The organism is Dokdonella sp. (genome assembly GCF_017744955.1).
Lineage (GTDB): Bacteria > Pseudomonadota > Gammaproteobacteria > Xanthomonadales > Rhodanobacteraceae > Dokdonella_A.
The window spans coordinates 101,817-126,412 of the sequence record NZ_JAGIAG010000003.1; the positions used below are offsets into that span (position 1 = coordinate 101,817).

General features: G+C 70.4%; 24 protein-coding genes. 11 read left to right on the top strand and 13 right to left on the bottom strand.

Annotated elements, in window-relative coordinates:
• Positions 1-43 precede the first annotated feature (43 nt).
• Positions 44-1,720: a hypothetical protein gene (locus tag J7520_RS08710; RefSeq protein ID WP_291186812.1), complete on the bottom strand. Its 1,677-nt coding sequence runs from the start codon at positions 1,718-1,720 to the stop codon at positions 44-46.
• A 59-nt stretch (positions 1,721-1,779) separates the two neighbouring features.
• On the opposite strand from J7520_RS08710, the gene J7520_RS08715 reads away from it, so the two are divergent.
• From J7520_RS08715 to J7520_RS08725, 3 genes are all read left to right on the top strand, one after another.
• Positions 1,780-3,249: a phospholipase D-like domain-containing protein gene (locus J7520_RS08715; RefSeq protein ID WP_291186815.1), complete on the top strand. Its 1,470-nt coding sequence runs from the start codon at positions 1,780-1,782 to the stop codon at positions 3,247-3,249.
• 109 nt (positions 3,250-3,358) lie between these two features.
• Positions 3,359-4,726, top strand: a complete 1,368-nt coding sequence (gene xseA / locus J7520_RS08720; RefSeq protein WP_291186818.1) for an exodeoxyribonuclease VII large subunit — start codon at positions 3,359-3,361, stop codon at positions 4,724-4,726.
• A 136-nt stretch (positions 4,727-4,862) separates the two neighbouring features.
• Positions 4,863-6,287, top strand: coding sequence for an aldehyde dehydrogenase family protein (locus J7520_RS08725; protein WP_291186820.1), 1,425 nt, complete (start codon positions 4,863-4,865; stop codon positions 6,285-6,287).
• 145 nt (positions 6,288-6,432) lie between these two features.
• On the opposite strand, the gene J7520_RS08730 is transcribed toward J7520_RS08725, so the two are convergent.
• The 3 genes from J7520_RS08730 to J7520_RS08740 all read right to left on the bottom strand — a co-directional run bounded on the left by J7520_RS08730 (position 6,433) and on the right by J7520_RS08740 (position 9,762).
• Entirely contained in the window at positions 6,433-7,914 is a 1,482-nt protein-coding gene (locus J7520_RS08730; protein WP_291186823.1) for a wax ester/triacylglycerol synthase family O-acyltransferase, read from the bottom strand.
• A gap of 437 nt (positions 7,915-8,351) precedes the next feature.
• Positions 8,352-9,143 (bottom strand): 4,5-DOPA dioxygenase extradiol, encoded by a 792-nt coding sequence (ygiD, locus tag J7520_RS08735; protein WP_291186825.1) that lies wholly within the window; start codon positions 9,141-9,143, stop codon positions 8,352-8,354.
• A gap of 10 nt (positions 9,144-9,153) precedes the next feature.
• Positions 9,154-9,762, bottom strand: a complete 609-nt coding sequence (locus tag J7520_RS08740) for an NAD(P)-dependent oxidoreductase (protein WP_291186828.1) — start codon at positions 9,760-9,762, stop codon at positions 9,154-9,156.
• A 196-nt stretch (positions 9,763-9,958) separates the two neighbouring features.
• Here J7520_RS08740 and J7520_RS08745 point away from each other — a divergent pair, with 196 nt between their 5' ends.
• Together J7520_RS08745 and J7520_RS08750 are read left to right on the top strand one after the other, a co-directional pair.
• Positions 9,959-10,348 carry a helix-turn-helix domain-containing protein gene (locus J7520_RS08745; protein ID WP_291186830.1) on the top strand — a complete coding sequence of 130 codons (390 nt, stop codon included), beginning with the start codon at positions 9,959-9,961 and terminating at the stop codon, positions 10,346-10,348.
• A 25-nt stretch (positions 10,349-10,373) separates the two neighbouring features.
• Complete coding sequence (locus J7520_RS08750; RefSeq protein ID WP_291186833.1) at positions 10,374-11,564, top strand: cation:proton antiporter; 1,191 nt, start codon at positions 10,374-10,376, stop codon at positions 11,562-11,564.
• Positions 11,565-11,771: 207 nt separating this feature from the next.
• Here the strand turns inward: J7520_RS08750 and J7520_RS08755 are convergent, their stop codons facing one another.
• The 3 genes from J7520_RS08755 to J7520_RS08765 all read right to left on the bottom strand — a co-directional run bounded on the left by J7520_RS08755 (position 11,772) and on the right by J7520_RS08765 (position 13,133).
• On the bottom strand, positions 11,772-12,269 hold the full coding sequence (locus tag J7520_RS08755) for a hypothetical protein (RefSeq protein WP_291186835.1): 498 nt from the start codon (positions 12,267-12,269) through the stop codon (positions 11,772-11,774).
• Positions 12,270-12,279: 10 nt separating this feature from the next.
• Positions 12,280-12,540, bottom strand: coding sequence for a GlsB/YeaQ/YmgE family stress response membrane protein (locus tag J7520_RS08760; protein WP_291186837.1), 261 nt, complete (start codon positions 12,538-12,540; stop codon positions 12,280-12,282).
• 143 nt (positions 12,541-12,683) lie between these two features.
• Positions 12,684-13,133, bottom strand: coding sequence for a GNAT family N-acetyltransferase (locus J7520_RS08765; RefSeq protein ID WP_291186839.1), 450 nt, complete (start codon positions 13,131-13,133; stop codon positions 12,684-12,686).
• 232 nt (positions 13,134-13,365) lie between these two features.
• Between J7520_RS08765 and J7520_RS08770 the strand changes: the two genes are divergently transcribed.
• On the top strand, positions 13,366-14,112 hold the full coding sequence (locus J7520_RS08770; RefSeq protein ID WP_291186842.1) for a hypothetical protein: 747 nt from the start codon (positions 13,366-13,368) through the stop codon (positions 14,110-14,112).
• Position 14,113: 1 nt separating this feature from the next.
• Here the strand turns inward: J7520_RS08770 and J7520_RS08775 are convergent, their stop codons facing one another.
• From J7520_RS08775 to J7520_RS08790, 4 genes are all read right to left on the bottom strand, one after another.
• The gene (locus J7520_RS08775; RefSeq protein WP_291186845.1) at positions 14,114-16,090 is read right to left on the bottom strand and encodes a pyrroloquinoline quinone-dependent dehydrogenase; all 1,977 of its coding nucleotides are present in this window, start codon (positions 16,088-16,090) and stop codon (positions 14,114-14,116) included.
• A 99-nt stretch (positions 16,091-16,189) separates the two neighbouring features.
• Entirely contained in the window at positions 16,190-16,963 is a 774-nt protein-coding gene (locus tag J7520_RS08780; protein WP_291186848.1) for a LytTR family DNA-binding domain-containing protein, read from the bottom strand.
• Positions 16,956-18,035: a histidine kinase gene (locus tag J7520_RS08785; protein WP_291186849.1), complete on the bottom strand. Its 1,080-nt coding sequence runs from the start codon at positions 18,033-18,035 to the stop codon at positions 16,956-16,958. Before J7520_RS08785 ends, J7520_RS08780 begins: the two co-directional genes overlap by 8 nt.
• 97 nt (positions 18,036-18,132) lie before the next feature.
• Positions 18,133-19,386, bottom strand: a complete 1,254-nt coding sequence (locus J7520_RS08790; protein WP_291186852.1) for an acetyl-CoA C-acyltransferase — start codon at positions 19,384-19,386, stop codon at positions 18,133-18,135.
• Between the two features lie 92 nt (positions 19,387-19,478).
• Here J7520_RS08790 and J7520_RS08795 point away from each other — a divergent pair, with 92 nt between their 5' ends.
• The gene (locus J7520_RS08795; RefSeq protein WP_291186855.1) at positions 19,479-20,072 is read left to right on the top strand and encodes a TetR/AcrR family transcriptional regulator; all 594 of its coding nucleotides are present in this window, start codon (positions 19,479-19,481) and stop codon (positions 20,070-20,072) included.
• A gap of 79 nt (positions 20,073-20,151) precedes the next feature.
• Here J7520_RS08795 and J7520_RS08800 read toward each other — a convergent pair whose 3' ends face one another.
• Both J7520_RS08800 and J7520_RS08805 read right to left on the bottom strand, forming a co-directional pair.
• Positions 20,152-20,628: a hypothetical protein gene (locus J7520_RS08800; protein ID WP_291186858.1), complete on the bottom strand. Its 477-nt coding sequence runs from the start codon at positions 20,626-20,628 to the stop codon at positions 20,152-20,154.
• A gap of 136 nt (positions 20,629-20,764) precedes the next feature.
• A complete protein-coding gene (locus J7520_RS08805; RefSeq protein ID WP_291186860.1) occupies positions 20,765-21,121 on the bottom strand; it encodes an MmcQ/YjbR family DNA-binding protein in 357 nt (118 codons plus the stop codon).
• Between the two features lie 169 nt (positions 21,122-21,290).
• Between J7520_RS08805 and ccoN the strand changes: the two genes are divergently transcribed.
• The 4 genes from ccoN (at position 21,291) to ccoP (ending at position 24,590) form a co-directional block, all read left to right on the top strand.
• Positions 21,291-22,757 (top strand): cytochrome-c oxidase, cbb3-type subunit I, encoded by a 1,467-nt coding sequence (gene ccoN, locus J7520_RS08810; protein WP_291186861.1) that lies wholly within the window; start codon positions 21,291-21,293, stop codon positions 22,755-22,757.
• An 89-nt stretch (positions 22,758-22,846) separates the two neighbouring features.
• Positions 22,847-23,500 carry a cytochrome-c oxidase, cbb3-type subunit II gene (gene ccoO / locus J7520_RS08815; RefSeq protein ID WP_291186864.1) on the top strand — a complete coding sequence of 218 codons (654 nt, stop codon included), beginning with the start codon at positions 22,847-22,849 and terminating at the stop codon, positions 23,498-23,500.
• Positions 23,497-23,682 (top strand): cbb3-type cytochrome c oxidase subunit 3, encoded by a 186-nt coding sequence (locus J7520_RS08820; protein ID WP_291186867.1) that lies wholly within the window; start codon positions 23,497-23,499, stop codon positions 23,680-23,682. Before ccoO ends, J7520_RS08820 begins: the two co-directional genes overlap by 4 nt.
• Positions 23,679-24,590 (top strand): cytochrome-c oxidase, cbb3-type subunit III, encoded by a 912-nt coding sequence (ccoP, locus tag J7520_RS08825; RefSeq protein WP_291186869.1) that lies wholly within the window; start codon positions 23,679-23,681, stop codon positions 24,588-24,590. Before J7520_RS08820 ends, ccoP begins: the two co-directional genes overlap by 4 nt.
• Positions 24,591-24,596 lie beyond the last annotated feature (6 nt).

Genomic DNA, 24,596 nt, shown 5'->3' on the forward strand with positions numbered 1-24,596 from the left:
CGTTTTCGTTTGCGCGATCGGACAGGGCCGGGCAATACCGGATTCAGGCGTCCAGCGGCTCCGACACGCCGTCGTCGACGGCTTCCGGCGCGTGCGCCGACAAAGCGAAGCGGCGACAGACGCCGGTGTCCTCGACCAGCGCCAGGCCGGCCATGCGCTCGACGCGCGCCGGCTCCGGCGCGCCTTGCTCGTCGTCCGGCCGCAGCAGCTCGAATTCGCCCGTGTCGCCGGCGAATTCCGTCGAGGCCAGCAGCGCGCCGTAGCCGGCCGCGACACCACCCTGCAGCGGCGCGAGCAGCACGCCGCGCAGCGGCGCGCGTTCGCGATCCCGTTCGAGCGGGCGAATGCCCACCGGCAAGGCGCGCCGCGCCAGCAGCTCGATGCCGGCGTCGACCGCGCCGTGTTCGTCGATGCGGATCCAGCGCACCACGCCGACCAGCCAATCCTGCGTCGCGTCCGGCTCGCTCTCCGGCAGCGCCAGCCCGACCGGCTCGCCGACGCGCACGCGTGCGTTCTGCCTGGCGCTGCGATCCCACAGCAGGCGGTAGCCGCCGAGGCTCTGGTCGAGCACGCGCACCGGCACGCGCGTCGCGCGCGCGGCGGACGATCCGCGCTGGCCGTGCTCCGCTTCGGCGGACTCGCCGCCGGTGCGCTGCAGGAAGCGGCCGAAGTCCTCGCCGGCCAGCATGTAGTGGAGATCGTGCAGACCGAGCACGCTGTCGAGGCGATAGCCGCCGCCGAGCCGCTCGTGGCCGCGCGCGGCGTGCGCGCCCAGATCGGCGACGAAGCGGCGCGCCAGTTCGTTGTCGAGCGTCAGCGCGGTGCCGCCGCGCTGGCGGAACGGCGTCGCCAGCGCACCGGCCGGCGCGCGCGCGAACTGCTCCTCGACGAAGGCGAGCACGCGATCCAGGTGCAGCATCGACGCGCCGGCCGTCGCGTCCGCGCGCTCCTCGGCGACGTAGCCGGGGCCGCGATCGGGACCGCTCTGCACGAGGATGTCGCGCACGCCGCCGCGCTCGCGCAGCTCGGCGTACGGCGCCAGCAGGCGCGCGAACGCGGCCGCCTCGGCCTGGCCGCGCTGCGTGTGCCGGTAGGGATTCATCAAGGCCAGCAGCAGCGCCTCGAAGTAGATCGCGCGCGAGGTCGAGCCGTCGACCTCGCGATCGTCGAGCCGCGCCGTCGCGGCGAAGCGGTGCACGTCGTGCAGGGCCTGCCAGGCGCCCTGCGGCGGCGCGCGATACAGCCGGTACGCGCGCAGCAGATGCTCGTGGCCGTGCTGCGCGGCGCGCAGCGCGGCGAGCGCGACGGGCTTGCCGCGCAGGAAGCCGACCGCGCCGGCCGGCGCGCACAGCTCGACCAGGGCGATGCGATAGCCGAGCGCGAGTTCGTGCTGGAACGCCAGCGCGACCTCGCCGAGCTCGGCCTTCGCGTCCGGCAGCGGAAAGCTCGCGCCGACGATCTGCTGATCCACCGCGGCGGCCAGTTGCAGCACGGTCGGCCGCAGCGCTTCGAGCGCGTCGAGCCGCGGCATCGCGTCGACGCGCTGGCCGTTGAACCGGCGCAGGCCGTGCAGCACGTTCGCCGCGGCGGCGCCGACGTTCGCCAGCGGCAAGGCGTCGAGCCAGGCGCGCAGCGCGCGCGGCTCGGTCCTGAATGCATCCGTCCCCGGCGTCTTGCGCGGCGGCAGCGCCGCGCCGAGTCGCAGATAGGCTTCGCTCACACGCGCCCCTCCAGTTCGTGACGGAGTATAGAGCCGCAACCTGCCGCTACACTGCACCGATGTCCGCCGCGCCGCCTTCGCCTCACACCAAACCCTCCAGCCTGCGCCTGCTCGCCGAGCAGGCGTTCAGCCGCGCCGCCGGCGCGCCGCTGGTCGACGGCAACGCGGTCGAGCTGATGATCGACATGCGCGCGACCTTCGACGCCTGGCTCGCGGCGATCCGCGCCGCGCGCAACACCGTGCTGTTCGAGAACTACATCTTCCGCGACGACGAGATCGGCCGCGCCTTCCGCGACGCGCTGGTCGAGCGCGTGCGGGCCGGCGTGCGCGTATTCGTGCTGCGCGACTGGATGGGCTGCCTCGGTCAGTCGCGCAAGTCGTTCTGGAAGCCGCTGCTCGACGCCGGCGGCGAGGTGCGCGTCTACAACCCGCCGCGCTTCGCCAGCCCGTTCGGCTGGCTCTCGCGCGATCACCGCAAGCTGCTGGTGGTCGACGGCGAGGTCGGCTTCCTCGGCGGCGTGTGCGTCAGCGCGAAGTGGCTCGGCGATCCCGCGCGCGGCATCGATCCGTGGCGCGACACCGCGGTCGCGGTGCGCGGCCCGGCCGTGGCCGACCTGGCGCGCGCGTTCGCCGAAAGCTGGGCCCAGCTCGGCACGGCGCTGCCGGACGAGACGGTCGCGCGCAGCACCCTCTGCCTGCCCGCCGGCACCGTCGACCTGCGCGTCGTCGCCACGGTGCCGAACACCGCCGGCCTGTACCGCCTGGATCAGCTGATCGCCGGCATGGCGCGCACCAACCTGTGGCTGACCGACGCCTACTTCGTCGGCGTCGCGCCCTACGTGCAGGCCCTGGTCGCCGCCGCGCGCGACGGCGTCGACGTGCGCCTGCTGGTACCGGGCAGCAGCGACGTGCCGGCGGTCGCCGCGCTGTCGCGCGCCGGCTACCGCCCGCTGCTCGAAGCCGGCGTGCGCGTGTTCGAGTGGAAGGGTTCGATGCTGCACGCGAAGACCGCAGTCGCCGACAGCCGCTGGGCGCGCGTCGGCTCGAGCAATCTGAACGTCGCCAGCTGGATCGGCAATTGCGAGATCGACGTCGCGGTCGAGGACGAGGCGTTCGCGCGACGCATGGAAGCGCAATACCTGGCCGACCTCGGCAATTCGACCGAGATCGTGCTGAAGATGCCGCGCAGCGCGCGCAAGGCCGCGGAATCGGCCGACCCGCCGCGCGGATCGCGCAAGGCCGCCGAGCCGGCCGACCTGCCGCGCGGCTCGCAAGGCGGCAGCACCGCCCGCGCCGCCGCCGGCGCGCTGCGCCTGGCCAACACGGTCGGCGCCGCGATCGCGAACCGGCGCACGCTCGGTCGCGCCGAATCGGGTCCGTTGCTGTTCGCGGCCGCCCTGCTGCTCGGCGCGGCCGCGATCGCCGTCGTCTGGCCGCGCGCGATCGCCTGGCCGCTGGCGGCGCTCGGCATCTGGCTCGGCGCGAGCCTGGTCGCGCAGTACGCCGCGATGCGTCGGAAGAAGCGCTAGCACCGGAAGCATTCGCCCGTCGCGGAGGCGGCGCGCTCGTCTTCGCGCTCCGCGCCGGCGCTCACGAGAACTTCTCATTCATCGAGCGCGCCTGTGCTCCAATACGCCGATGCCACGGATCGACGACCCCAGCGACGAAATGCCCGCGCGCGAACGCGAGGTCTACACGCCGTCCGCGCTGACGCGCTTCGTGCGCGACCTGCTCGAGGACACGCTGCCGCTGATCTGGATCGAAGGCGAGATCTCGAACTTCTCGCGTCCGGCCTCCGGCCATCTGTATTTCACGCTGAAAGATTCGGGCGCGCAGGTGCGCTGCGCGATGTTCCGGCCGCGCAGCACCTGGCTGCGCTTCAAGCCGGGCGACGGCCTGCGCGTGACGGCGCGTGCACGGGTCAGCCTGTACGAGGCACGCGGCGAGTTCCAGTTGATCGTCGAATCGCTGGAGGAAGCGGGCGAAGGCGCATTGCAGCGCGCGTTCGAGCAGCTGAAGGCGAAGCTCGCCGCCGAAGGGTTGTTCGACGCCGCGGGCAAGCGGCCGATTCCGCCGCTGCCGCGGCGCATCGGCGTGATCACCTCGCCGACGGGCGCGGCGATACGCGACGTGCTCAGCGTGATCGCGCGGCGCTTTCCGCTGGCCGAGGTCGAGATCCTGCCGGTGCCGGTGCAGGGCAAGGAGGCGCCGCCGGCGATCGTCGCGATGCTCGCCGCCGCCTCGCAGGCGCGCCGCCACGACGTGCTGCTGCTGACGCGCGGCGGCGGTTCGCTGGAAGACCTGTGGGCGTTCAACGACGAGAGCGTCGCGCGCGCGATCCGCGCCAGCGCGATCCCGGTGGTCAGCGCGATCGGCCACGAGATCGACTTCACCATCGCCGACTTCGCCGCCGACCTGCGCGCGCCGACGCCATCGGCCGCCGCCGAGCTGCTGGTACCGGATGCGCAGGCGCTCGCGCGCACGCTCGAGCGCGAGCACGCGCAACTGCGCCAGCGCATGCGCCGCACGCTCGAAACGCGCACGCAGCGGCTCGATCACCTGCTGGCGCGAATCAACGCGCAGCATCCGCAGGCGCGGCTGGCGCGCGCGCGCGAACGGTTGTCGTCGTTGCAGCGGCGCCTGTTCGAGCGCGAGCGCGGCGGCGGCGAACGACGCCGCGCGCGGCTCGCGCAGTTGCGGCTGCGTCTGCTCGCGCAACATCCGTCGGCGCGGCTCGCACGCGACGCCGACGCCGCGCGCAGCCGGATCGAACGCCTGCGCACCGGCATGCGACGCAGCCTGGAACGCCGTCGCGCGCGCCTGACCGAACTGGCGCGCACGCTGCACGCGGTCAGTCCGCTGGCGACCCTGGAGCGCGGCTACGCGATCCTGTTCGAACGCGAATCAGGCCGCGTCGTGCGCTCGGCCGCGCAGGTCGAGCCGAACGGCGCCGTGCGCGCGCGGCTCGCCGACGGCGAGATCGCGCTGCGCGTCGTCGACGAGTAGCCGATCGAGGCGAGCCGGTTCGCCGGCGCCTCGCCCAGCTGAACCCGCGCGCACGACCGGAGCGGTTTTCTTTTCGCGGCGGCGCGGGATTCGGTTACGCTGTCCCGGCGGGGAGCCACCACCACCATCGACGGCCATGCTCGCGAAAACCTACCCGTATTTCCTGGCGAACCACGCGCACCAGCCGAACACGGAGCTGGCGGTTCTCGACAAGTATTCCGGCGCGGTCGCCACGCGCGTCGCGCTCGCCGACGCCGAGGCGATCGAACGCGCGATCGCCGCCGCGGCCGCAGCCGCCCGGCCGATGCGTCAGCTGCCGCCGTACGCGCGCCAGGCGGTGCTCGAGCACTGCATGGCGCGCTTCCGCGAACGCTTCGACGAACTCGCGCTCGCGCTCTGCGTCGAGGCCGGCAAGCCGATCAAGGACGCCGAGGGTGAGGTGACGCGGCTGATCGACACGTTCCGCGTCGCCGCCGAAGAAGCCGTGCGCCTCGACGGCGAGGTGCTGAACCTCGAGATCTCCAAGCGCGCCGAGGGCTACCGCGGCTTCGTGCAGCGCGTGCCGATCGGCGCGTGTTCGTTCATCACGCCGTTCAACTTTCCGCTCAACCTGGTCGCGCACAAGGTGGCGCCGGCGATCGCCACGGGCTGCCCGTTCGTGCTCAAGCCGTCGGAGAAGACGCCGATCGGCGCGCTGATCATCGGCGAGATCCTGGCTGAGACCGACCTGCCGGAAGGCGCGTTCTCGGTCCTGCCCTGCCGCATCGAGGATGCCGATCCGTTCGTGTCCGACGAACGCCTGAAGCTGCTGTCGTTCACCGGCGGGCAGATCGGCTGGGATCTCAAGGCCAAGGCCGGGCGCAAGAAAGTCGTGCTCGAACTCGGCGGCAACGCGGCCTGCATCGTCGATGCCGACCAGCGCGGCATGCTCGAGCACGTCATCGAGCGCCTGATCTTCGGCGCGTACTACCAGTCCGGCCAGAGCTGCATCAAGGTGCAGCGCGTGTTCGCGCACGTCTCGCTGTACGAGGAGCTGCGCGAGCGCTTCGTGGCCGCGACCCGGGCGCTGAAGGCCGGCGATCCGAAGCAGCGCGACACCTTCCTCGGCCCGGTCATCGACGAGGCCTCGGCCAAGCGTCTGGAGCAATGGGTCGCCGAGGCGCGGCAAGCCGGCGCCAAGCTCCTGTGCGGCGGCGGCCGCGACGGCAACATGCTCGAAGCGACGGTGCTCGAAGAAGTGCCGGGCGACGCGAAGATCAATGCGCTCGAGGCGTTCGGCCCGGTCACCGTGCTGGCGAAGTTCGAAACGCTCGACGAGGCGATCGCCGCGGTCAACGCGTCCGACTACGGCCTGCAGGCCGGCATCTTCACCAACGACCTCGCCCATGCGATGCGCGCCTGGGACGAGATCGAGGCCGGCGGCGTGATCGTCAACGACGTGCCCAGCTTCCGCGTCGACAACATGCCCTACGGCGGCGTGAAACGCTCCGGCCTCGGCCGCGAAGGCATCCGCTACGCGATCGAGGACATGACCGAGCGGCGCTTGATGGTGCTGCGCTGATCGCTCGCAACACGGGGGAGCCCGGCGAAAGAGCTCTCTCGCAGAGCCGCAGAGAACGCAGAGGAAAGCATCGACAAGAAGCCTTTCTCTGCGTTCTCTGCGGCTCTGCGAGAAACGCTTTCCATGCCTCGCCGTTGACGGCCGGCTAAGCGACGAAGCGCGCCAGCGTCGCCGCCGCGTCCGCCGCGCCGAAGTCCTCGCTCCAGTCTTCCATCAGCGCGATCAGCATCAGCTTCTCGAACTCGGCGTCGAAGCGCTGCACGATCGCGTCCGGATCCCTGACGCGCTTGTGGTCGCCGATCACGCCGAAATGCACGCGGCCGTTGTAGCTGAGGATCGACAGGCCGAGCCCGATCGAGCCGGTCTGCGGCACCCAGAACATCAGCTCGCGCACCTCGGCGCCGGCCAGGTACAGCGGCTGCTGCGGGCCGGGCACGTTGGTCGCGACCGCGGTCGCCTTGCGGCTGAACAGTTCCAGCGCCGGCTGCTGCAGCGCGGCCGGCCCCATGCCGAGTGCGGCGAGCAGGCCGAACGCGACGATCGCCTGGCGCCGTCCCTTCAGCTCGCGCATGCAGGCGGCGACGCGTTCGAGCCGGCGCAGCGGATTCGGCTCGCCGATCGGCAGATCGAGGAAGACCAGCCCGAAATGATTGCCGAGCTTCTTGGCGTGCTCGAGCGGACGCAGGTTGACCGGCACCGTGGCGCGGATGGTCAGGCCGTCGACGTCCTCGCCGAGATCGCGCAGGTAGCCGCGGATCGCGCCGGCGGCGCAGGCGAGCAGCACGTCGTTGACCGTGCAGCCGAGCGCCTTGCCGAGCACCTTGACCTCGTCCAGCGGCAGCGGCTCGGCCCAGGCGACGCGCTTGGTCACGCCGAGCTTGCCCTTCAGCGCGGTCTGCGGATCGTCGGACAAGGTCAGCGCGATGCCCAGCTCGCGCGTGATTTCGCTGCCTTCGTGCGCGATCTCGGCGGCGACGCCGGGGTCGGACAGCATCTGCGCGACCTTGCCCCAGGTCTTCTCGCCGACCGTGAACACTTTCTGCAGGCCGCCCTGCATCGGTTCGAGCAGGCGTTCGAGCACGGTGCCGCGATCGCGCTTGAGCCAGGTCCTGGCCAGTTCCGCGTGCGCTTCCGGCCGCGGCGCCGTGTCGGTCAGCGACAGCAGCACCTGCACCAGCGCGAGGCCGTCGGCGTAGCAGTGATGGATGCGCGCGACCAGCACGCTGCCGCGGCCGCCGTCGGGCGCGGTGTAGTTCTCGACGACGTGGAACTGCCACAGCGGCTTTGAGCGGTCCAGCGAGGTCGAGGCCAGATCGCTGACGAAGGCTTCCAGCTCCGCCTTGCCGCCGGCGCCCGGCAGCGCGGCGACGCGCACGTGCCAGTCGATGTCGAATTCGGTGTCGGTTTCCCACCAGGCGCCGTTGACGCCGGCGGCGACGCGCTGGCGGAAGCGGCGAAAGGCGAGGAAGCGTTCGAGCAGCAGCCGCTTGAAGCGGGCCGGATCGAGCGAGCCGGTGAACATCAGCACGCCGGTGATCATCATGCGGTTGGTCGGCCGTTCCATGCGCAGCCATGCCGTGTCGACCTTGGACATGGCCTCGCGCGTGCCGCGCTCCGCATCGATCATGGGATCTCCCCGTGCGCCGGATACGCACCGCCGCTTCGGCGCCTAGCATCGACGCGGCCCGGTGAAAACGCAACCGGATCGGCGGCGGGCGAGCGGTGTCACAGAAAGATTTCTCGCAGAGACGCAGAGGCGCGGAGAAAGAGTGCTTTCCTCGATGTCTCGCGCTTCGGCGAGAAGCGCTGTTCGCCTTTGTCAGAAGCAATGCACCCGGGTGCAGCTCGACGTCATGCCCGAACGCGGGCGTCCAATGAGGACCATGCGAACGATCGCGCCGACCGACGATTGCACGCCGCCTCCCGAGGCCGTGACCCTGCATCGAGAAGCCATGCACGCGGGACGTGGGAAGAAGAGCTTCTCCCTCTGCGTCCCTGCGCCTCTGCGAGAACGCTTCTTCGCATCCCCCACACCCGCGAAACCGGCGACACCCGCGCAGCCTCTTACGAGAGCACGAACGAGCGCATCGAGATCGAGCCGAGGTCGAAGCCCTGGTTGAACCAGCGCAGCTCGTCCGCCGCATCCGCGACGCCGAGCGCGTACAGGAGCGGCAGGAAGTGCTCGGTCGTCGGATGCGCGAGCCGCATGAGTTCGCCGAGCTTCTCCGCCTCGATCACGGCCGCGTAGTCGCGCCGCTCAATCGCGGCGGTCATGCGCGCGTCGAACTCCTCGGCCCACTCGTAGGGCTGTCCGCCCGGCTGCATCCGGCGCAGGTTGTGCACCAGGTTGCCGCTGCCGACGAGGAGCACGCCGCGTTCGCGTAGGGATTTGAGGTCGCGCGCGAGTTCGAACTGCGCCTGCGGCGATTTGGCCAGGTCGAGCGAGAGCTGGAACACCGGCACGTCGGCCTGCGGAAACAGATGCATCAGCACCGACCAGGCGCCGTGGTCGAGGCCCCATTGCAGATCGGGCTGCAACGAGGCCAGCCCGCCCGCCGCCGCGGCGACGTCCGGCGCGCCCGGCGCCGGATACTGCTGCGCATACAGCGCGGCCGGGAAGCCGCCGAAGTCGTGGATCGTGCGCGGATGCTCGCCGACGTGCACCAGCGTCGCGCCGCGCGTCATCCAGTGCGCGGACACGCACAGGATCGCCTGCGGCGTCGGCAGCCGCTCGCCGAGATCGCGCCAGCTGCGGCTCCAGGCGTTGTCCTCGATCGCGTTCATCGGGCTGCCGTGGCCGACGAACAGTGCCGGCAGGCGCGGCGTGACGGGCAGATCGGCGAATGGCGCGTTCAACGGCGTGCCCTCAGTAGCCGACCGTGAAGCGTTGCCGGTGATGCGCCGGCTTCTCGATCTCGTCGACCAGGGCGATCGCGTAGTCCTCGAACGAAATGCGGCTGCCCTGCTCGCCGACCAGCAACCGGTCGCCGCCGAGACGGAACGTGCCGGTGCGCCGGCCGGGCTCGAACGAGGCCGACGGCGACAGGAAGGTCCAGTCGAGTTCCTTCTCCGCACGCAGCAGGTCGAGGAAGCGACCGCCGGCAAGTGCTTCGGGTTTGTAGGCCTCCGGAAACTCCGGCGTCGTCACCAGCGGCACGCCCGGCGCGACTTCGAGGCTGCCGGCGCCACCGACGACGAGATAGCGCTTCGCGCCGGCCGCCTTCACCGCGTCGATCAGAATGCACGGATCGCTGGCGACGAAGTGCACCGCGCTGACGACGACGTCGTGCCCGCGCAGCAGCGCGGTCAGGCCGGCCTGGTCGAACACGTCGCCGGCTTTCGCGGTGACGCCGGGAAGCGCGGCGATCTTCTCCGGCTGGCGCGCGATCGCGGTGACCGCGTGGCCGCGGTCTGACAGTTCCTTGAGGATGCGCGAACCGGCGTTGCCGGAAGCGCCGACGAGGGCGATGTTCATTTCTGCTTCTCCATGGCGAATCTGCTGCCCGACTGCGGAGCCGGCGTCGCCGCGCGTCGCGGCGATCCTGGCAATACCGGTGAAGCTTGGTAGTATCCGAAAGTCATCTGGGCTCCGTCGGAAACTATAGGAGCCCGATGCGGCGACGTGAAGAACGCACCGCGACGCCACTTGGTTACCTCGGAGAAACCACCCGATGAACGCCTCGCCACCCTGGGACGCCTACGCCGCGGAATGCCCGACGCGGATGGTGCTCGACCGCATCGCCGACAAGTGGACCGTGCTCGTGCTCGGCCTGCTCAGCGAGCATCCGTGGCGCTTCAACGCGCTGCTGCGCACGATCGAAGGCCTGTCGCAGAAGGTGCTGTCGCAGACGCTCAAGCGCCTCGAACGCGACGGGCTGGTCAGCCGCACCGCCTTCGCGACGGTGCCGGTCACGGTCGAGTACGCGATCACGCCGCTCGGCGCCACGTTGGCCAGTTCGCTCGGCGCGCTGATCGACTGGTCCGAGCGCAACATCGAATCGGTGCAAGCCGCGCAGCGCGCGTTCGACGCCAGACAGCCGCACCCCGGGCGCGCGGCCTGATTCGTCATTCAAGAAGGAATCCAGCATGCACCACGGCGCCGACATCCTGCTCGCCCTGTTCGCCATCTTCGTCGCCGCGCAGATCGGCGCCGAACTCGCGCAGCGGCTGAAGCTGCCCGGCGTGGTCGGCGAGATCGTCGCCGGTTGCGCGATCGGCCCGGCCGCGCTCGGCCTGGTCAGCGCCGAGCAGATCGCCGGCGGCACGCCTCTCGACGTGCTGGCCGAGATCGGCGTGGTGCTACTGCTGTTCTCGGTCGGCCTGGAAACGCGGCTGGACGACCTGAAGAAGGTCGGCAAGAGCGCCTTCCTGGTCGGCGTGCTCGGCGTGATCGTGCCGTTCGCGCTGGGCGCGCTGTGGGCGCACGGCAGCGGCTTCGAATGGACCAAGTCGATGTTCGTCGCCGCCGCCTTCGTGGCGACCTCGGCCGGCATCACCGCGCGCGTGCTGCAGGAGCTCGGCGTGCTGACGCGCATCGAGAGCCGCGTGATCCTCGGCGCCGCGGTCATCGACGACATCCTCGCCATGCTGCTGCTCGGCGTGGTCACCTCGCTGCAGGGCGACGCCGGCGTCAACGTCGTCGGCCTGCTGCTGGTGCTGGCGCAGGCGGTCGGCTTCGTCGCGGTCATCGGCTGGGTCGGCACGCGCGTGATGCGCAAGCGCGCGCACTGGCTCGACCGGCCGATCAATCCGCTGTCGCCGCTGACGATCGCGCTGGCGATCTGCCTCGGCCTGGCCTACCTGTCGACCGAGTTCGGCCTGGCCGCGATCATCGGCGCGTTCCTCGCCGGCATGATCGCCTCGGAGATGCACCAGCGCGAGGAGCTGGAGCACCAGATGCAGCCGCTGCTGGCGCTGCTGACGCCGTTCTTCTTCGTCATCACCGGCGCCAAGATCGACCTCGGCGTGTTCGCCAGCGGCGCGGCGCTGTGGACGCTGCTGGTCGTGACTGTCATCGCGATCGTCTCGAAGCTGATCGGCGGCTTCCTCGGCGCGCTCGCGCTCGGCCGCCGCAGCGCGCTGATCGTCGGCGTCGGCATGGTGCCGCGCGGCGAGGTCGGCGTCGTCATCGCCAGCCTCGGCCTCGCCGCCGGCGTGTTCACCAACCAGACCTACGCGGTCATCGTCGCGATGTCGCTGCTGACCTCGATCGTCACGCCGCCGGTGCTGTCGGCGCTGCTGAAACGGACGCCGGACGAACAGACGCCGCCTGCTTGAGCGCGGCGGCCTCTGCGAGAAGGATTTCTCGCGGAGGCGCATGGAGTTCGGCGAAAGGCTTCAAGCAAGACGATTTCTCGCAGAGACGCAGAGGACGCTGAGAAAAGCTTTTCTGCCGGTTTTCTTCTCTGCGCCCTCTGCGCCTCTGCGAGAGAAATGCTTTTTTCAGCCCCCCATGCCGACCCGCGCGCGACGAGACGGAATGCGTCAAGCCGTCTTCATGTGCTGCGAGATCTTCGCCAGCGCGATCGTCAACGCGGCGCCGCCGAGCGTCTTGATCAGGCCGGAGTGCTGCGCGTAGAAGTCGCTGAGTCCGTCGACGATGCCCGGATCGTGCCGCTGCGCCTGCGTGACGGCGACCTGCACCTGCTGTGGATCGACCTGCTGCGCCTGGTCCGCCGTGACGCTGCCGACTGCGCCGCCCTGGCCGAGCAGGCCGCCGAGCACGGCGCCGGCGTTCGGGCCGAGCATCTCGGCGAGATGATTGAGCAGTGCCGCGCGCTGCTCCGGCGTCGCGTTGGCGAACGTCTGCGCGACCATCTGGCCGACGTCCGGCGTGGCGTTGGAGCCGAACGCGGCGCCGATGCCCTTGCTCAGCACGTCGGGCGGCACGTTCTGCGCGACGTGGCTGAAATCCTCGGCCGCCGAATTCGCGCCCGCGGCGCCGCCGAGATAACGGTTCAGGATGTCTTCGAGCAATGCCATCGTCGTGCTCCTAGGCGGCCGGGCCGCGGCCCTTGATCGCCATGTGATAGATGAACAGCAGCACCAGTGCGCCGACGAAGGCGCCGATGAAGCCGGCCGATTGTCCGGCCGCGTACCAGTGCAGGGCGCGGCCGATGAAGGTCGCGAGCAGCGAGCCGGCGATGCCGAGCGCTGCGGTCAGGAAGAAACCTTTCGGCCCCGGTCCGTGCGTGACGAACTTCGCCAACAGACCGACGACGAATCCGATCAGGATGGTCCAGATCAAACCCATGACAGGCTCCTCGTATGCTGGGGATCGACGCGGCGGGCCACCGCGGCCCGCGCGAGAAGGACGCTACGCGCGGATGCTTACGCGAGCCTTTCGATACGCTTTTTCACCGAAGCGGCGTCGCGGCGCGCCGCCGGGAGCACCGCTCAACGTGACAGCGCGTCGGCGTCGAAGCGTTCCATGAACCGCTCCGGCGCGGCCAGCGGCGCGAAGCCGTATTGCGCGTACAGGCCGTGCGCATCCTGCGTGGCGAGCAGGAAGCGGCGGATGCGCTGCAGATCCGGATGCGCCATGACGAACTCGACCAGCCGCTTGCCGAGCCCGCGTCCGCGCGCCGCCGGCACGACGAACACGTCGGCGAGATACGCGAAGCCGACGCCGTCGGTGACGATGCGCGCGAAGCCGAGCTGGCGCCCGTCCTCGTAGACGCCGAAGCAGATCGAGTTGGCGATGCTGCGCTCGACCAGCTCGCGGTGGATGCCGCGCACCCAGTACGACTCCTCGCTGAGGAACGCGTGGATCAGGTCGACGTCCAGGCGCGCGCGATCGACCGAGAACCACAGGCTTCCTTCGCTGCGCTCGTGACGTTCGCTCATCCCGCGTCTCCTTTCCGGACCAGGCCGAACGCTATCACGAAGGGTCGCTCCGGCGTGCTGGAAGAAACGGCATTCCGGCGGCGCGCGACGTCGAATACGCACCCGGGCCCGCCCCTTCTCGAGGATCCCCTCGTTCCTGTCGCGCCGTCGAAAGTTTCGAGGCTCCCTTAAGGCTCGCCTAAGCCGACGGCGCCACCATGCACGACCGCGCGAACGAAGCGAACCCACGAGCATGCCCGCCGACAAAGTCGCCAAGATCACCCTCGCCTTCTGGATCATGAAGATCTGCGCGACCACGCTCGGCGAAACCGCCGGCGACCTGCTGTCGATGACCTTGAACATCGGCTACGCGCTGAGCTCGGTGCTCCTGCTCGGCTTCTTCTTCGCCACGCTGACGGCGCAGCTCGCCGCCCGCCGCTTCCATCCGCTGTTGTACTGGGCGGTGATCGTGTCGACCAGCACCGCCGGCACGACGATGTCGGATTTCATGGACCGCACGCTCGGCCTCGGCTACATGCGCGGCGCTGCGATCCTCGTCGCCGGCCTCGCCGTCGTGCTGGTGGTGTGGCGGCTCGTCGAGGGCAGCTTGTCCGTCGACGCGATCCGCACGCGCCGCGCCGAGCTGTTCTACTGGCTGGCGATCCTGGTTTCCAACACGCTCGGCACCGCGCTCGGCGATTTCCTCGCCGACGATTCCGGACTCGGCTTCCTCGGCGGTGCCGCGCTCGTCGGCGGCGCGATCGCGCTGACCGCCGCCGCGGCGTACCTGACCCGCATCGACCGCGTGCTGCTGTTCTGGATCGCATTCGTGCTGACGCGCCCGTTCGGCGCCACCTTCGGCGACCTGCTGACCAAACCCGCCGACCATGGCGGCCTCGGCTTCGGCACGATCGGCTCGTCGCTGATCCTGGCGGCGATCCTGCTGGTCTGCCTCGCGCTCACCTATCGACCGCTGCGCACCGGCGAAACGCGCGCCTGACTCATCGCGCCGCAGGCAGCGCGAACGCGAGCACGTAGTCGCCGATCGTCGTGCCGAGCTTGGCGTGGCCGCCGGCGGCGACGACGACGTACTGGCGCCCGGCGATCTCGTAGCTCATCGGCGTCGCCTGCGCCCCCGCGGGAAGCCGCGCCTTCCACACTTCCGCGCCGCTGGCGGTGTCGAAAGCGCGCAGGAACTGGTCGGTGGTCGCGCCGATGAAGACCAGCCCGCCGGCGGTGGTCAGCGGGCCGCCCATGTTCGGCGCGCCCTCGATGTTCCAGAACGGCCACGGCGCGCGATCGCGCGAGGTGCCGAGCGGCTTGGACCAGGCGATCGTGCCCTTGCCCAGATCCAGCGCGACCAGCCGTCCCCACGGCGGCGCCGTGCACGGCGCGCCGAGCGGCGACTTCAGCAGCGCGCGCCGCATCGCATACGGCGTACCGCTCTGGCGCGCGAACTCCCAGTCCTTGTAGAGGCCGGAATCGTATTGCGCGTCGAGCTGTCCGCGCGGAATCAGCGCGACCACGAACGGCAGGTCCATCACGTTGGCGATCAGCAGACGGCGCTGCGGGTCCCAGGCACCGCCGCCCCAGTTCGAGCCGCCGGCGTAGCCGGGACGCTCGATCGTGCCCTGCAGGCTCGGCGGCGTGAAGATGCCCTCGCTGCGCAGCGCGGCAATCTTGTCGCGACAGACGCCGCGGTCCCAGAACGTCAGGCCCCAGGCGTCGTCCGGCGTGACCTTCGCATGCGACACCAGCGGCGGCAGCGACGAGAACGGCTGCGTCGGCGACGGCGTCTCGCCGGCGACCGCGCCCTGCGGCACCGCGCGCTCCTCGATCGGGAACAGCGGTTCGCCGTTCTCGCGGTTCAGCACGAACACCTGGCCGGTCTTGGTCAGCTGCACCAGCGCCGGCACTGTCGCGCCGTCGCGATCGAGGTCGATCAGCATCGGCTGCGAGGCGGTGTCGTAGTCCCACAGGTCGTGGTGCACGAGCTGGCGCCCCCAGACCAGCTCGCCGCTCGCCGCGCGCAGCGCGACCACCGAATTGGCGTGAGCGTTGTCGCCCGGCCGCTCGCCACCGAAGAAGTCCGGACTGGCCGAGCCGGTCGGAACGAAGACCAGATCGCGCTCGGCGTCGACCGCGAGCGGCGCCCACGCGTTCGCCGCGCCGGTCCAGCGCGCCTGCTGCGCGGCGATCTCGCCGAACTCGGGATTGGCCGCGTCGCCCGGCATCCTGGCCGTGCGCGGGATCGGATCCCAGTGCCAGCGCAGCGCGCCGCTGCGCAGGTCGTAGCCGCGCACGACGCCGAGCTCGAGGTCGGTGCCGCCGTTGTCGCCGATCGACGAACCGATCACGGCGACGTCGCCGACGATCGCCGGCGGCGAGGTCGCCTGATACTGGCCGAGGCGCCGTTCGATCAGGCGCACGTTCCGCGACAGGTCCACCTCGCCGTCGACGCCGAAGTCCGCGCACCGCTTTCCCGTCTTCGCGTCGAGCGCGAGCAGGCGCGCGTCGATCGTCGGGAACACGATGCGCTCCGCGCAGACGGCGCCGGCGGCGGCGCGCGCGTCGCGCCACCACGACACGCCGCGCGTCGTCATCTCCGAATAGTCGCGTCCGCGATCGACGTTCGCGTCGAAACGCCAGCGCTCGCGGCCGCTCGCCGCGTCGAGCGCGAAGACCTTGCCGGTCGCGGTGTTGAAGTACAACGTGTCGCCGACTTTCAGCGGCGTCGCCTCGAACGTCAGCGCCTCGTGTGCGCGCGCGAAGCCCTCGCCGAGCTCGCCGGTGCGAAAGCTCCAGGCGAGTTCCAGCCCGGCCACGTTCGCCGGCGTGATCTGCGCCAGCGGCGCGTGCCGCTGGCCGCGGCCGTCGCCGCCGTAGGCGTTCCAGTCGAATGCGGCCTGCGCGCGCGCGACGCCGGCCGCTCCGATTGCCGGTACGACCGCCAGTCCGATCGCCAGAAGATGTCGCATCGTCGATCTCTCCGTGGATTCCCGGCGCGATTGCAGCGGGCGTGCGCGCGTCCGGCAACGAAAGAGTGACGACGGGGACGCGCCGCGGGACGAGCGGCGCTACACCGCGCCGAACGCGTCCGGTAGCAGGGCGCGATAGCGGCGGCTCAGCATCAGCTCGCTGCCGTCGCGCAAGATCAGCTTGAGGTCGCCGTGCGCCCACGGCGCGATCGAGGCGACGAAATCCGCGCGCACCAGATGCGAGCGGTGCACGCGCAGGAACTCGGCCGGATCGAGGCGCTGCGCCAACCGAGACAATGTCGCGCGGATCAGGTGCCGCCGCTCGCGGGTGTGCACTTCGACGTAGTTGCCGGCGGCGGCGAACCGCAGCACGTCGGCCAGCTGCACCACCAGCGAGCGACCGCGCTCGTGCACGATCAGGCGCTGCAGCCGCGGCATGCGCGTCAATCCGGCGTCGATGCGGCGCAGGCGTTCCTCCCCCAGGCTCGCGCCGTCGCCGTCGCGCCGCTCGGCCAGCCGCTGCGTCACGCGCGCGAGCATGTGCGCGAAGCGCTCGCGGTCGAACGGCTTCAACAGGTAGTCGAGCGCGGCGACTTCGAACGCGCGCAGCGCGTGCTCGTGATAGGCGGTCGTGAACACCAGCAGCGGCAGCGGCGGCGCGGCGCGCGCGAGCAGGTCGAAACCGTTCTCTGCGCCGAGGCGGATATCGAGGAACAAGAGGTCCGGCCGTGTCTCGCGCAGCGCGGCCAGACCGCCGGCGACGTCCTCGGCCTCGGCGACCACGCGGTAGCCGGCGCGCTCGGCCAGCAGTCGCCGGAGCTTGGCGCGCGCCGGCGGCTCGTCCTCGACGATGGCGACGCGCGTCTCAGTCATCGCGGCGCAGCGGCAGGTCGATCTCGATGCGCGTGCCGCCGCCAGGGCGCGGCGCGATCGCGAAGCGATGATCGTTCGGATACATCAGCGCGAGCCGGTCCTTCACGTTGGCGAGGCCGACGCCCGGCATCGACTGCGGCGCGACGCCGGCGCCGTCGTCCTCGACCGTGCAGACCAGGCGATCGCCGCGCGCCGCGACGACCACGTCGACGCGCCCTCGACCGCCTGCCAGCCCGTGCTCGAAGGCGTTCTCCACCAGCGGCTGCAGCAGCAGGCGCGGAATGCGCGCCGCGCGCGCCGCGTCGTCGACCGCGACGCGCGTGACCAGCTTGCCGCGGAAGCGCTCGCGCATCAGCTCGAAGTAGCGCTCCAGCCAGACCGCGTCGTCGCCGACGCGCACCTCGGCCTCGCCCGACTCGGTCAGCGCCGCGCGCAGCAGATCGGCGAAAGCGGCGATCATGCGGTCGGCGGCGTCGACGTCCTCGTGCATGCGGTTGGAGATCGCGTTCAAGGTGTTGAACATGAAATGCGGCTCGATCTGCGCCGTCAGCTGGGCCAGGCGCGCGGTGCCGAGATCGCGTTCGAGCCGGATGACAGCGAGTTCGTGCGCGCGACGTTCGCGCCACAGGCGCCAGCCGACGCAGGCGCCGGCGATCATCGCGTAGGTGATCAGGTCCTTCTGGAATTCGTAGAACAGGCCCAGCCGCCAGTCGCCGAAGTCGTAGTGCGCGCCGTTGAGCGCGTAGACGAGCTTGCGCAAGCCGACCATCGCGGCCGTGTGCACCAGCGAGAACGCGACCGCGGCCGGCAGGTGGCACAGCAGCCGCGCCGGCCAGCCCGGCCCCGACAGCGGAAAGCGCCGCTCGAAGCGCGCCAGCGCGATCGCCAGCACGGCGATCACGCTGACGCTGGTGAGCTCCCAGCTGAGCGGCTGCCACGCCGGCAGGGTTTCGCCGGCGTTGCGCAATCCGACGATCACATTGACGCCGTGCCACAGGCCGAGCGCGAGCCAGACGGCGGCGTAGATCAGCCAGAAGCGCAGGCCCGGCGGCGAATACGACGTGCGCTGCATCGGCGCTCCACGGTTGCGGACGACCATTGGAGCGCAGTGCCCGCGCCGGCACAACGCCGGCGGGGCCGGCGGGACTCCTCGCGGCGCGAGCGGGATCTCAGACGCGCTCGAGCAAGCCGACCGTGCCGGTGCCGCCGTCCGCGCAGAGCGAGACGATGCCGCGCGATCCGCTCGGCAGCGCGGCGAGTTCCTTCGCCGCCTGGCTCAGTACGCGCGCGCCGGTCGCGGCGAACGGATGGCCGAGCGCGATCGAGCCGCCGTGCGGGTTGACCCGATCCCACGGGAACGCACCGAGATCGGCGTCGACGCCGGCGCGTTCCTTGCGGTAGCCGGCGTCGGCGGCGAGGCGCAGGTTGGCGACGACCTGCGCGGCGAAGGCTTCGTGGACGTTCCACGAGGCGACGTCGGCGAAGCTCAGCCGATGCCGCGCGAGCAGGCGCGCGATCGCGCGCGCCGGCGCCATCAGCATGCCTTCGTCGCCGTGGAGGTAGTCGATCGCGGCGAGTTCCCAGTCGACCAGCTTGACGGTCGGCGCCACGCCGAGCCGCGCGAGACCTTCGCGATCGGCGACCCACAGCGAGGCAGCGCCGTCGGTCAGCGGCGAGGCGTTGCCGGCGGTGATGGTGCCGCTGGCCGGATCGAACGCCGGCTTGAGCGTGGCGAGTTTTTCCGCCGAGGTGTCGCGGCGCGGCAGGTTGTCGGTGCCTACGCCGTCGAACGGCAGGATCAGGTCGTCGAAGAAGCCTTCGTCCTGGCCGCGGATCGCGCCCTGGTGGCTGAGCAGCGCGCGCGCGTCCTGGTCCTCGCGCGAGATGCCGAAGCGCTTGACGGTGTCCTCGGTGTGCTCGCCCATCGAGCGCCCGCTCTTGCGGTTGGCCCAGCCGCGCGCCGGCAGGTTGAAGTCGGCGACGCCGACGCGCGCGAGGCGCTCCGTGGCGGCGGCCTTGTCCTTCGCGAACAGCATCATCAGTTCGTCGGCGACGCGCTGCTTCAACGCGATCGGCACGTGGCTCATCGATTCGCTGCCGCCGACCAGCGCGAGGTGCGCGCCGCCGCGCCCGAGCATCGCGCCAGCCTCGACGGCGCCCATGAAGCTGGTCGAGCAGGCCAGCGTGGTCGAGAACGCCGGAATGGTCGGGTCGATGCCCGCGTCGAGCACGACTTCGCGCGCGATGTTGGAGACGTCCGGATGCGTGATGACCTGGCCCCAGACGACAAAGTCCGGTCGCGCCTTCTCGGCCATCGCGCGCACCAGCGGCACGGACAGGTCGATCGAGGAATGCTTCGCGTAGACGCCGCCGGCCTTGACGAACGGGGTACGCAGACCGGGAACGAGATAGATGTCGGACATCGCACGGCTCCTTGGAGGATGGTCGGTCGCATCGGCGCGACCGCTTGCGAGGATGATATGATGATGATCATACAAAAACCAATCCGATCGCCATGCGCTACGCCGCCGAGCACAAGCAGAACACCCGCAAGACCCTGCTGAAGGCCGCCGCGGCCGCGATCCGCGTCGACGGCCCCGACCGTGTCGGCGTGGCCGACGTGATGGCGAAGGCCGGGCTGACGCACGGCGGCTTCTACGCGCACTTCCCGTCCAAGGGCGCCCTGGTCGCGGCGGCGATCGGCCAGATGTTCGAGGAACGCGAAGCGCTGATCCTCGAGGCGAGCGCGGGGCGCAGTCCGGCCGAGGCGCTGGAGCTGTACGTTCGCCATTACCTCTCGCGCAAACACCGCGACGCGAAACACAGCGGCTGCCCGATCGCCGCGCTCGCTTCCGATCTGCCGCGCCTCGAAGCCGACGCGCGCAAGCGCTACGCGGAAGGCGCGCGGCGCATCCGCGCGCTGATCGCCGCGCAGTTCACGGCGCTGGGCTGCGCCGACGCCGGCGCGCAGGCCGATTCGATGCTGGCCGAACTCGTCGGCGCGCTGGCGATGGCGCGCGCGGAAACCGATCCGAAACGCTCCGACGAGATCCTCGCGCACTCGCAGCAGGCGCTGCGGCGCCGTTTCGGCCTGGAAGATCCGCGCTGATCGTCGCCGTCGCGGCAGCGCCGGGTTGCGGCCCGCGCGGCGGCGGCAAGGGACGAGTTCTTCCGGGTCCGCCTCGCGCCTACAGCGTCTGCCTGGATCCGACCGGAATGGCGACGCCGTCGAACAGCGGCATCCACGCCTGATCCGCGCCGAGCCGCAGCGAAACGTGCAGGTGCAAGGTCTTCACCTCGGCGGCCGGCCGCTCCTTCATGAAGACGTCGACGTCGATGCTCGCGTTCTTCGGCATCGCTTCGGGATGCGCGCGCAGCGAATCGCGCAGTTCGAGCAGGACGCGCGAAGACGCGGCGTCGGTCCTCAGGACCGTCCACGGCAGCGTCGCGTCGGGCGGCGCCTCGTGCCCGGCTTCCTCGAGCGCGAGGTTCAGCGTCCGCTTCGATCCGTCCTTCTCGACGAGGCCGATCCTCAGCGTCGTCTTCGCCGGGTCCGGCTGCACGCCCTCGGCGGTCGTCGCGGCGACGCGAAGCGCGGCGGGATCGAGCTGCAGCAGATCCTGCGGCCCGAAGTTGCGCATCTTCCACAAGGTCGACAGGGGCACGCTGACGCAACCGCCGACGAGCGCGAGCCCGCACGTCAAGGCCGCGAAGCGGATCGCGCGCCTGCGTGTCGAGCGCGAATCGCCGCGAACGATTCGCGCCGAACCGTCATTCCTCATTCCTTTCCCCCGTCCGGACTCACTCGTTCCCGCTCCCCCGATCCATCTGCGCCGCGAGGCGCTTCGGCGCGACGTTGCGCCAGGCCGCGAGCAGCGCGTCACGCACCAGGGCCTCCTTCGCGTCGCGCAGATGCAGCCAGGTCCAGCCCTTGCCGCCCCAGGCGCCGCTCACCGGCGCGAATGCCTGCGCGTCGAGATGCAGGAACATTTCCTGCTGCGCCGCCGTGAGCTTGACGACCGCGCGGCCGTTCACGCCGCCACCACCCAGCGTGGCGAAAATCTTGCCGCGCACGCGAAAGTCCGTCGTGCCCAGGTGCGAACCCTCGCTCGCCTCGGGCAGGCGCAGGGCGAGACGGCGGAACGAATCGGGCGCCACGATCCGGGCTCCAGCGGCGGGGACGGACGAGTCTAGCGACGAAATGCCGCGAATGCGTCGATACGCCGCGCGCCGAAACGCGCAACTGCGACAACCTGCCTGCATCCGCATCACGGGATGCGCCCGTCGCCTCGGCGAGAATGGCGGGCGCCAATACGAAGGGGACGTCATGCGCATCGTAGAGACCTACAACGACCACGTCGTACGTTTGTTCCTGCTCGCCGCCGCGGTGTGGGGCATCATCGGCATGGCGGTCGGCGTGTACATCGCCGCCGAGCTCGCCTGGCCGGCGCTGAACTTCGGCATCCCGTGGCTGACCTTCAGCCGGCTGCGGCCCGACCACACCTTCGGCGTGATCTTCGCCTTCGGCGGCTCCGCGCTGATGGGCACCTGCTACTACGTCGTGCAGCGCACCGGACACACGCGGCTCGCGCTCGGCCGGCTCGCGCACTTCACCTTCTGGGGCTGGCAGCTGATCTGCGTGCTGGCGATGGTGACGATGCCGCTCGGCATCACGCAGAGCAAGGAATACGCCGAGCCCGAGTGGCTCATCGACCTGCTGGTCGCGGTGGTCTGGGTCTCCTTCGGCGTGGTCTTCTTCGCCACGCTCACGCGCCGGCGCATCCGGCACATCTACGTCGCCAACTGGTACTACGGCGCCTTCATCATCGCGGTCGGCCTGCTGCACATCGTCAACAACCTGGTCGTGCCCGTGTCGCTGTGGAAGTCCTATCCGATCTACTCCGGCGTCGTCGACGCGATGGTGCAGTGGTGGTACGGCCACAACGCGGTGGCGTTCTTCCTGACCGCCGGCTTCCTCGGCATGATGTACTACTTCGTGCCGCGGCAGGCGCAGCAGCCGCTGTGGAGCTACCGCTTCTCGATCGTCAATTTCTGGGCGCTGATCTCGGTCTACATGTGGGCCGGCTCGCACCACCTGATCTACACCGCGCTGCCGGACTGGGTGCAGTCGGTCGGCATGGCGTTCTCGCTGGTGCTGCTGATGCCGAGCTGGGGCTCGGCGGCGAACGGCCTGCTCACCTTCAACGGCTCGTGGGACAAGCTGCGCACCGATCCGGCGGCGAAGTTCATGGTCATCGCGCTGGTGTTCTACGCCGCCTCGACCTTCGAAGGCTCGATGATGGCGATCAAGACCGTCAACGCGCTCTCGCACTACACCGACTGGACCGTCGCGCACGTGCACTCCGGCTCGATCGGCTGGGTCGCGATGATCACCATCGGCTCGCTCTACGCGATGGCGCCGCGCGCGCTCGGCCAGCCGGCGATGTACTCCACGCGCGCGATGAACGTGCACTTCTGGATGCACACGGTCGGCCTGCTGCTGTACGTGATCGCGATGTGGTTCGCCGGCGTCACCGAGGGCCTGATGTGGCGCGCGACCGAAGCGGACGGATCGCTGACGCACTCCTTCATCGCCAGCCTGCTCGCCGCCAAGCCGTACTACGTGGTGCGCTGGTTCGGCGGCGTGCTGGTCGTCGGCGGCATGGTGGTGATGGCGTGGAACCTGTGGCACACGGCGGCGGACGCGCGCGCGCATCTGATCAAGCCGATCCCGGTGCCGATCCCCGAACCCGAACCGCGCCAGGTTCCCGCGCCGCTGCCGGCGCTGAGTTGATGCGCCCGTCCATGAGCACTGCTTCGGTCAGGTATTCGAGCCGGAAGCGCGATCTCATTTCGTCAGCACTCTAATTAGGGGCCACGACAATGGCAGGTGGTTACAAGTACTTCGAGGCGATCGAGAAGAATGCCGGCCTGCTCGGCATCCTGACCGCGATCATGGTGTCGATCGGCGGCCTGGCCGAGATCACGCCGCTGTTCATGCGCGCGCACGAGGTGAAGGCGGCGCCGGGCGTGAAGCCCTACGATCCGCTGCGCCTCGCCGGCAAGGACATCTACGTGCGCGAGGGCTGCTATCTGTGCCACACGCAGATGATCCGCGCGCTGCGCGCCGAGACCGAACGCTACGGGCCGTTCTCGACCGCCGAGGAATCGGTCTACGACCGTCCTCACCAATGGGGCTCCAAGCGCACCGGGCCGGACCTCGCGCGCGTCGGCGGCAAGTATTCCGACGAGTGGCAGCGCGTGCATCTGAAGGATCCGCGCGCGGTCGTGCCGGAATCGAACATGCCCGGCTACCCGTGGCTGATGCAGGCGCTGGTCGATCCGGACGAGATCACGCAGAAGCTGCGCGTGCTGCGCCTGCTCGGCGATCCCTACACCGACGAGGACATCGCCAACGCCGCCGCCGCGGTGGTCGGCCGCACCGAGATGGAAGCGCTGATCGCCTACCTGCAAGGCCTCGGCATCGCCAACGAACCGGCGGCAGCGACCGCGTCGACGGCGCAGGCCAAGCCATGAACGCCCTCTGGGGTCATCTCACCGGCGTGCTGATCGTGCTGATGATGGCGAGCTTCGTCGGCATCTGGATCTGGGTCTGGAACGGCCGCCACAAGAGCAAGTTCGACGCGCTCGCGCGCCTGCCGATGGAAGACGAACCGATCGAAAGCGAGCCGCGGAAAAACGGGAGGACACGGCGATGAGCGCATTCTGGTCCGGCTGGATCATGTTCCTGGTCGTGCTGAACTTCGGCATCACGCTGTTCCTGTTCGTCTGGGGACAGTTCGTCGCGATCCCGACCCAGCCCGACGGCACCAGCGGCCACGTCTGGGCGCACGGCGTGCTGCGCGAAGGCGTGCGCCGGCTGCCGCTGTGGTGGGTATTGATGTCGGCCAGCGTGTTCGTCATCGGCATGGTCTATCTGGTGCTGTATCCCGGATTCGGCAGCTACAAGGGCCTGATCGGCTGGAGCGCGCACGACCAGCTCGCGCGCGAGAGCGCCGCGAACCAGGCCAAGCTGACGCCGGTGCTGCAGAGCTTCGAGGGCCGCAGCGTCGAGCAGCTCGCCGCGATGCCGGAGGCGACGCGCATGGGCCATCGCCTGTTCGTCGACAACTGCGCCGCGTGCCACGGCCTGGATGGCCGCGGCAACCACGCCGTCGGCGCACCCGACCTGACCGACCAGGACTGGCTCTGGGGCGGCAGCAGCGAGGCGATCCTGACCAGCATCCTCGACGGCCGCCGCGGCACCATGCCGCCGTTCCAGGCGACCTTCAGCAACGAGGACATCGAACGCCTCGCCAACTACGTGCAGAGCCTGTCCGGCCCGCCGCACTCGCCGTCGCGCGCGGCCGAAGGCAAGGCGCAGTTCACCGTCTGCTCGACCTGCCACGGCGTCGAGGGCAAGGGCAATCCGGCGCTCGGCGCGCCGAATCTGACCCACGCCAGGCGCCTCTACGGCGGCGACCTCGCCACCATCGAGCAGACCATCCGCTACGGCCGCAGCGGCACCATGCCCGCGTGGCGCACGCGCCTCGGCGAGGGCGACGTGCGCCTGATCGCGGCGTGGATCTACGCGAAGTCGCACGGCGGCGACGCCGAGCGGCACTGAGGCGAC

What these genes read in the sequence shown, in the direction of transcription:
- J7520_RS08770 (WP_291186842.1), top strand. Translation starts at nt 13,366, where the DNA reads ATGCCCGCCGACAAAGTCGCCAAGATCACCCTCGCCTTCTGGATCATG.
- J7520_RS08760 (WP_291186837.1), bottom strand. Translation starts at nt 12,540, where the DNA reads ATGGGTTTGATCTGGACCATCCTGATCGGATTCGTCGTCGGTCTGTTG.
- J7520_RS08755 (WP_291186835.1), bottom strand. Translation starts at nt 12,269, where the DNA reads ATGGCATTGCTCGAAGACATCCTGAACCGTTATCTCGGCGGCGCCGCG.
- xseA (WP_291186818.1), top strand. Translation starts at nt 3,359, where the DNA reads ATGCCACGGATCGACGACCCCAGCGACGAAATGCCCGCGCGCGAACGC.
- J7520_RS08740 (WP_291186828.1), bottom strand. Translation starts at nt 9,762, where the DNA reads ATGAACATCGCCCTCGTCGGCGCTTCCGGCAACGCCGGTTCGCGCATC.
- J7520_RS08795 (WP_291186855.1), top strand. Translation starts at nt 19,479, where the DNA reads ATGCGCTACGCCGCCGAGCACAAGCAGAACACCCGCAAGACCCTGCTG.
- J7520_RS08785 (WP_291186849.1), bottom strand. Translation starts at nt 18,035, where the DNA reads ATGCAGCGCACGTCGTATTCGCCGCCGGGCCTGCGCTTCTGGCTGATC.
- J7520_RS08820 (WP_291186867.1), top strand. Translation starts at nt 23,497, where the DNA reads ATGAACGCCCTCTGGGGTCATCTCACCGGCGTGCTGATCGTGCTGATG.
- ccoN (WP_291186861.1), top strand. Translation starts at nt 21,291, where the DNA reads ATGCGCATCGTAGAGACCTACAACGACCACGTCGTACGTTTGTTCCTG.
- J7520_RS08725 (WP_291186820.1), top strand. Translation starts at nt 4,863, where the DNA reads ATGCTCGCGAAAACCTACCCGTATTTCCTGGCGAACCACGCGCACCAG.
- J7520_RS08790 (WP_291186852.1), bottom strand. Translation starts at nt 19,386, where the DNA reads ATGTCCGACATCTATCTCGTTCCCGGTCTGCGTACCCCGTTCGTCAAG.
- J7520_RS08765 (WP_291186839.1), bottom strand. Translation starts at nt 13,133, where the DNA reads ATGAGCGAACGTCACGAGCGCAGCGAAGGAAGCCTGTGGTTCTCGGTC.
- J7520_RS08730 (WP_291186823.1), bottom strand. Translation starts at nt 7,914, where the DNA reads ATGATCGATGCGGAGCGCGGCACGCGCGAGGCCATGTCCAAGGTCGAC.
- ccoO (WP_291186864.1), top strand. Translation starts at nt 22,847, where the DNA reads ATGGCAGGTGGTTACAAGTACTTCGAGGCGATCGAGAAGAATGCCGGC.
- J7520_RS08745 (WP_291186830.1), top strand. Translation starts at nt 9,959, where the DNA reads ATGAACGCCTCGCCACCCTGGGACGCCTACGCCGCGGAATGCCCGACG.
- ccoP (WP_291186869.1), top strand. Translation starts at nt 23,679, where the DNA reads ATGAGCGCATTCTGGTCCGGCTGGATCATGTTCCTGGTCGTGCTGAAC.
- J7520_RS08750 (WP_291186833.1), top strand. Translation starts at nt 10,374, where the DNA reads ATGCACCACGGCGCCGACATCCTGCTCGCCCTGTTCGCCATCTTCGTC.
- J7520_RS08775 (WP_291186845.1), bottom strand. Translation starts at nt 16,090, where the DNA reads ATGCGACATCTTCTGGCGATCGGACTGGCGGTCGTACCGGCAATCGGA.
- J7520_RS08780 (WP_291186848.1), bottom strand. Translation starts at nt 16,963, where the DNA reads ATGACTGAGACGCGCGTCGCCATCGTCGAGGACGAGCCGCCGGCGCGC.
- J7520_RS08715 (WP_291186815.1), top strand. Translation starts at nt 1,780, where the DNA reads ATGTCCGCCGCGCCGCCTTCGCCTCACACCAAACCCTCCAGCCTGCGC.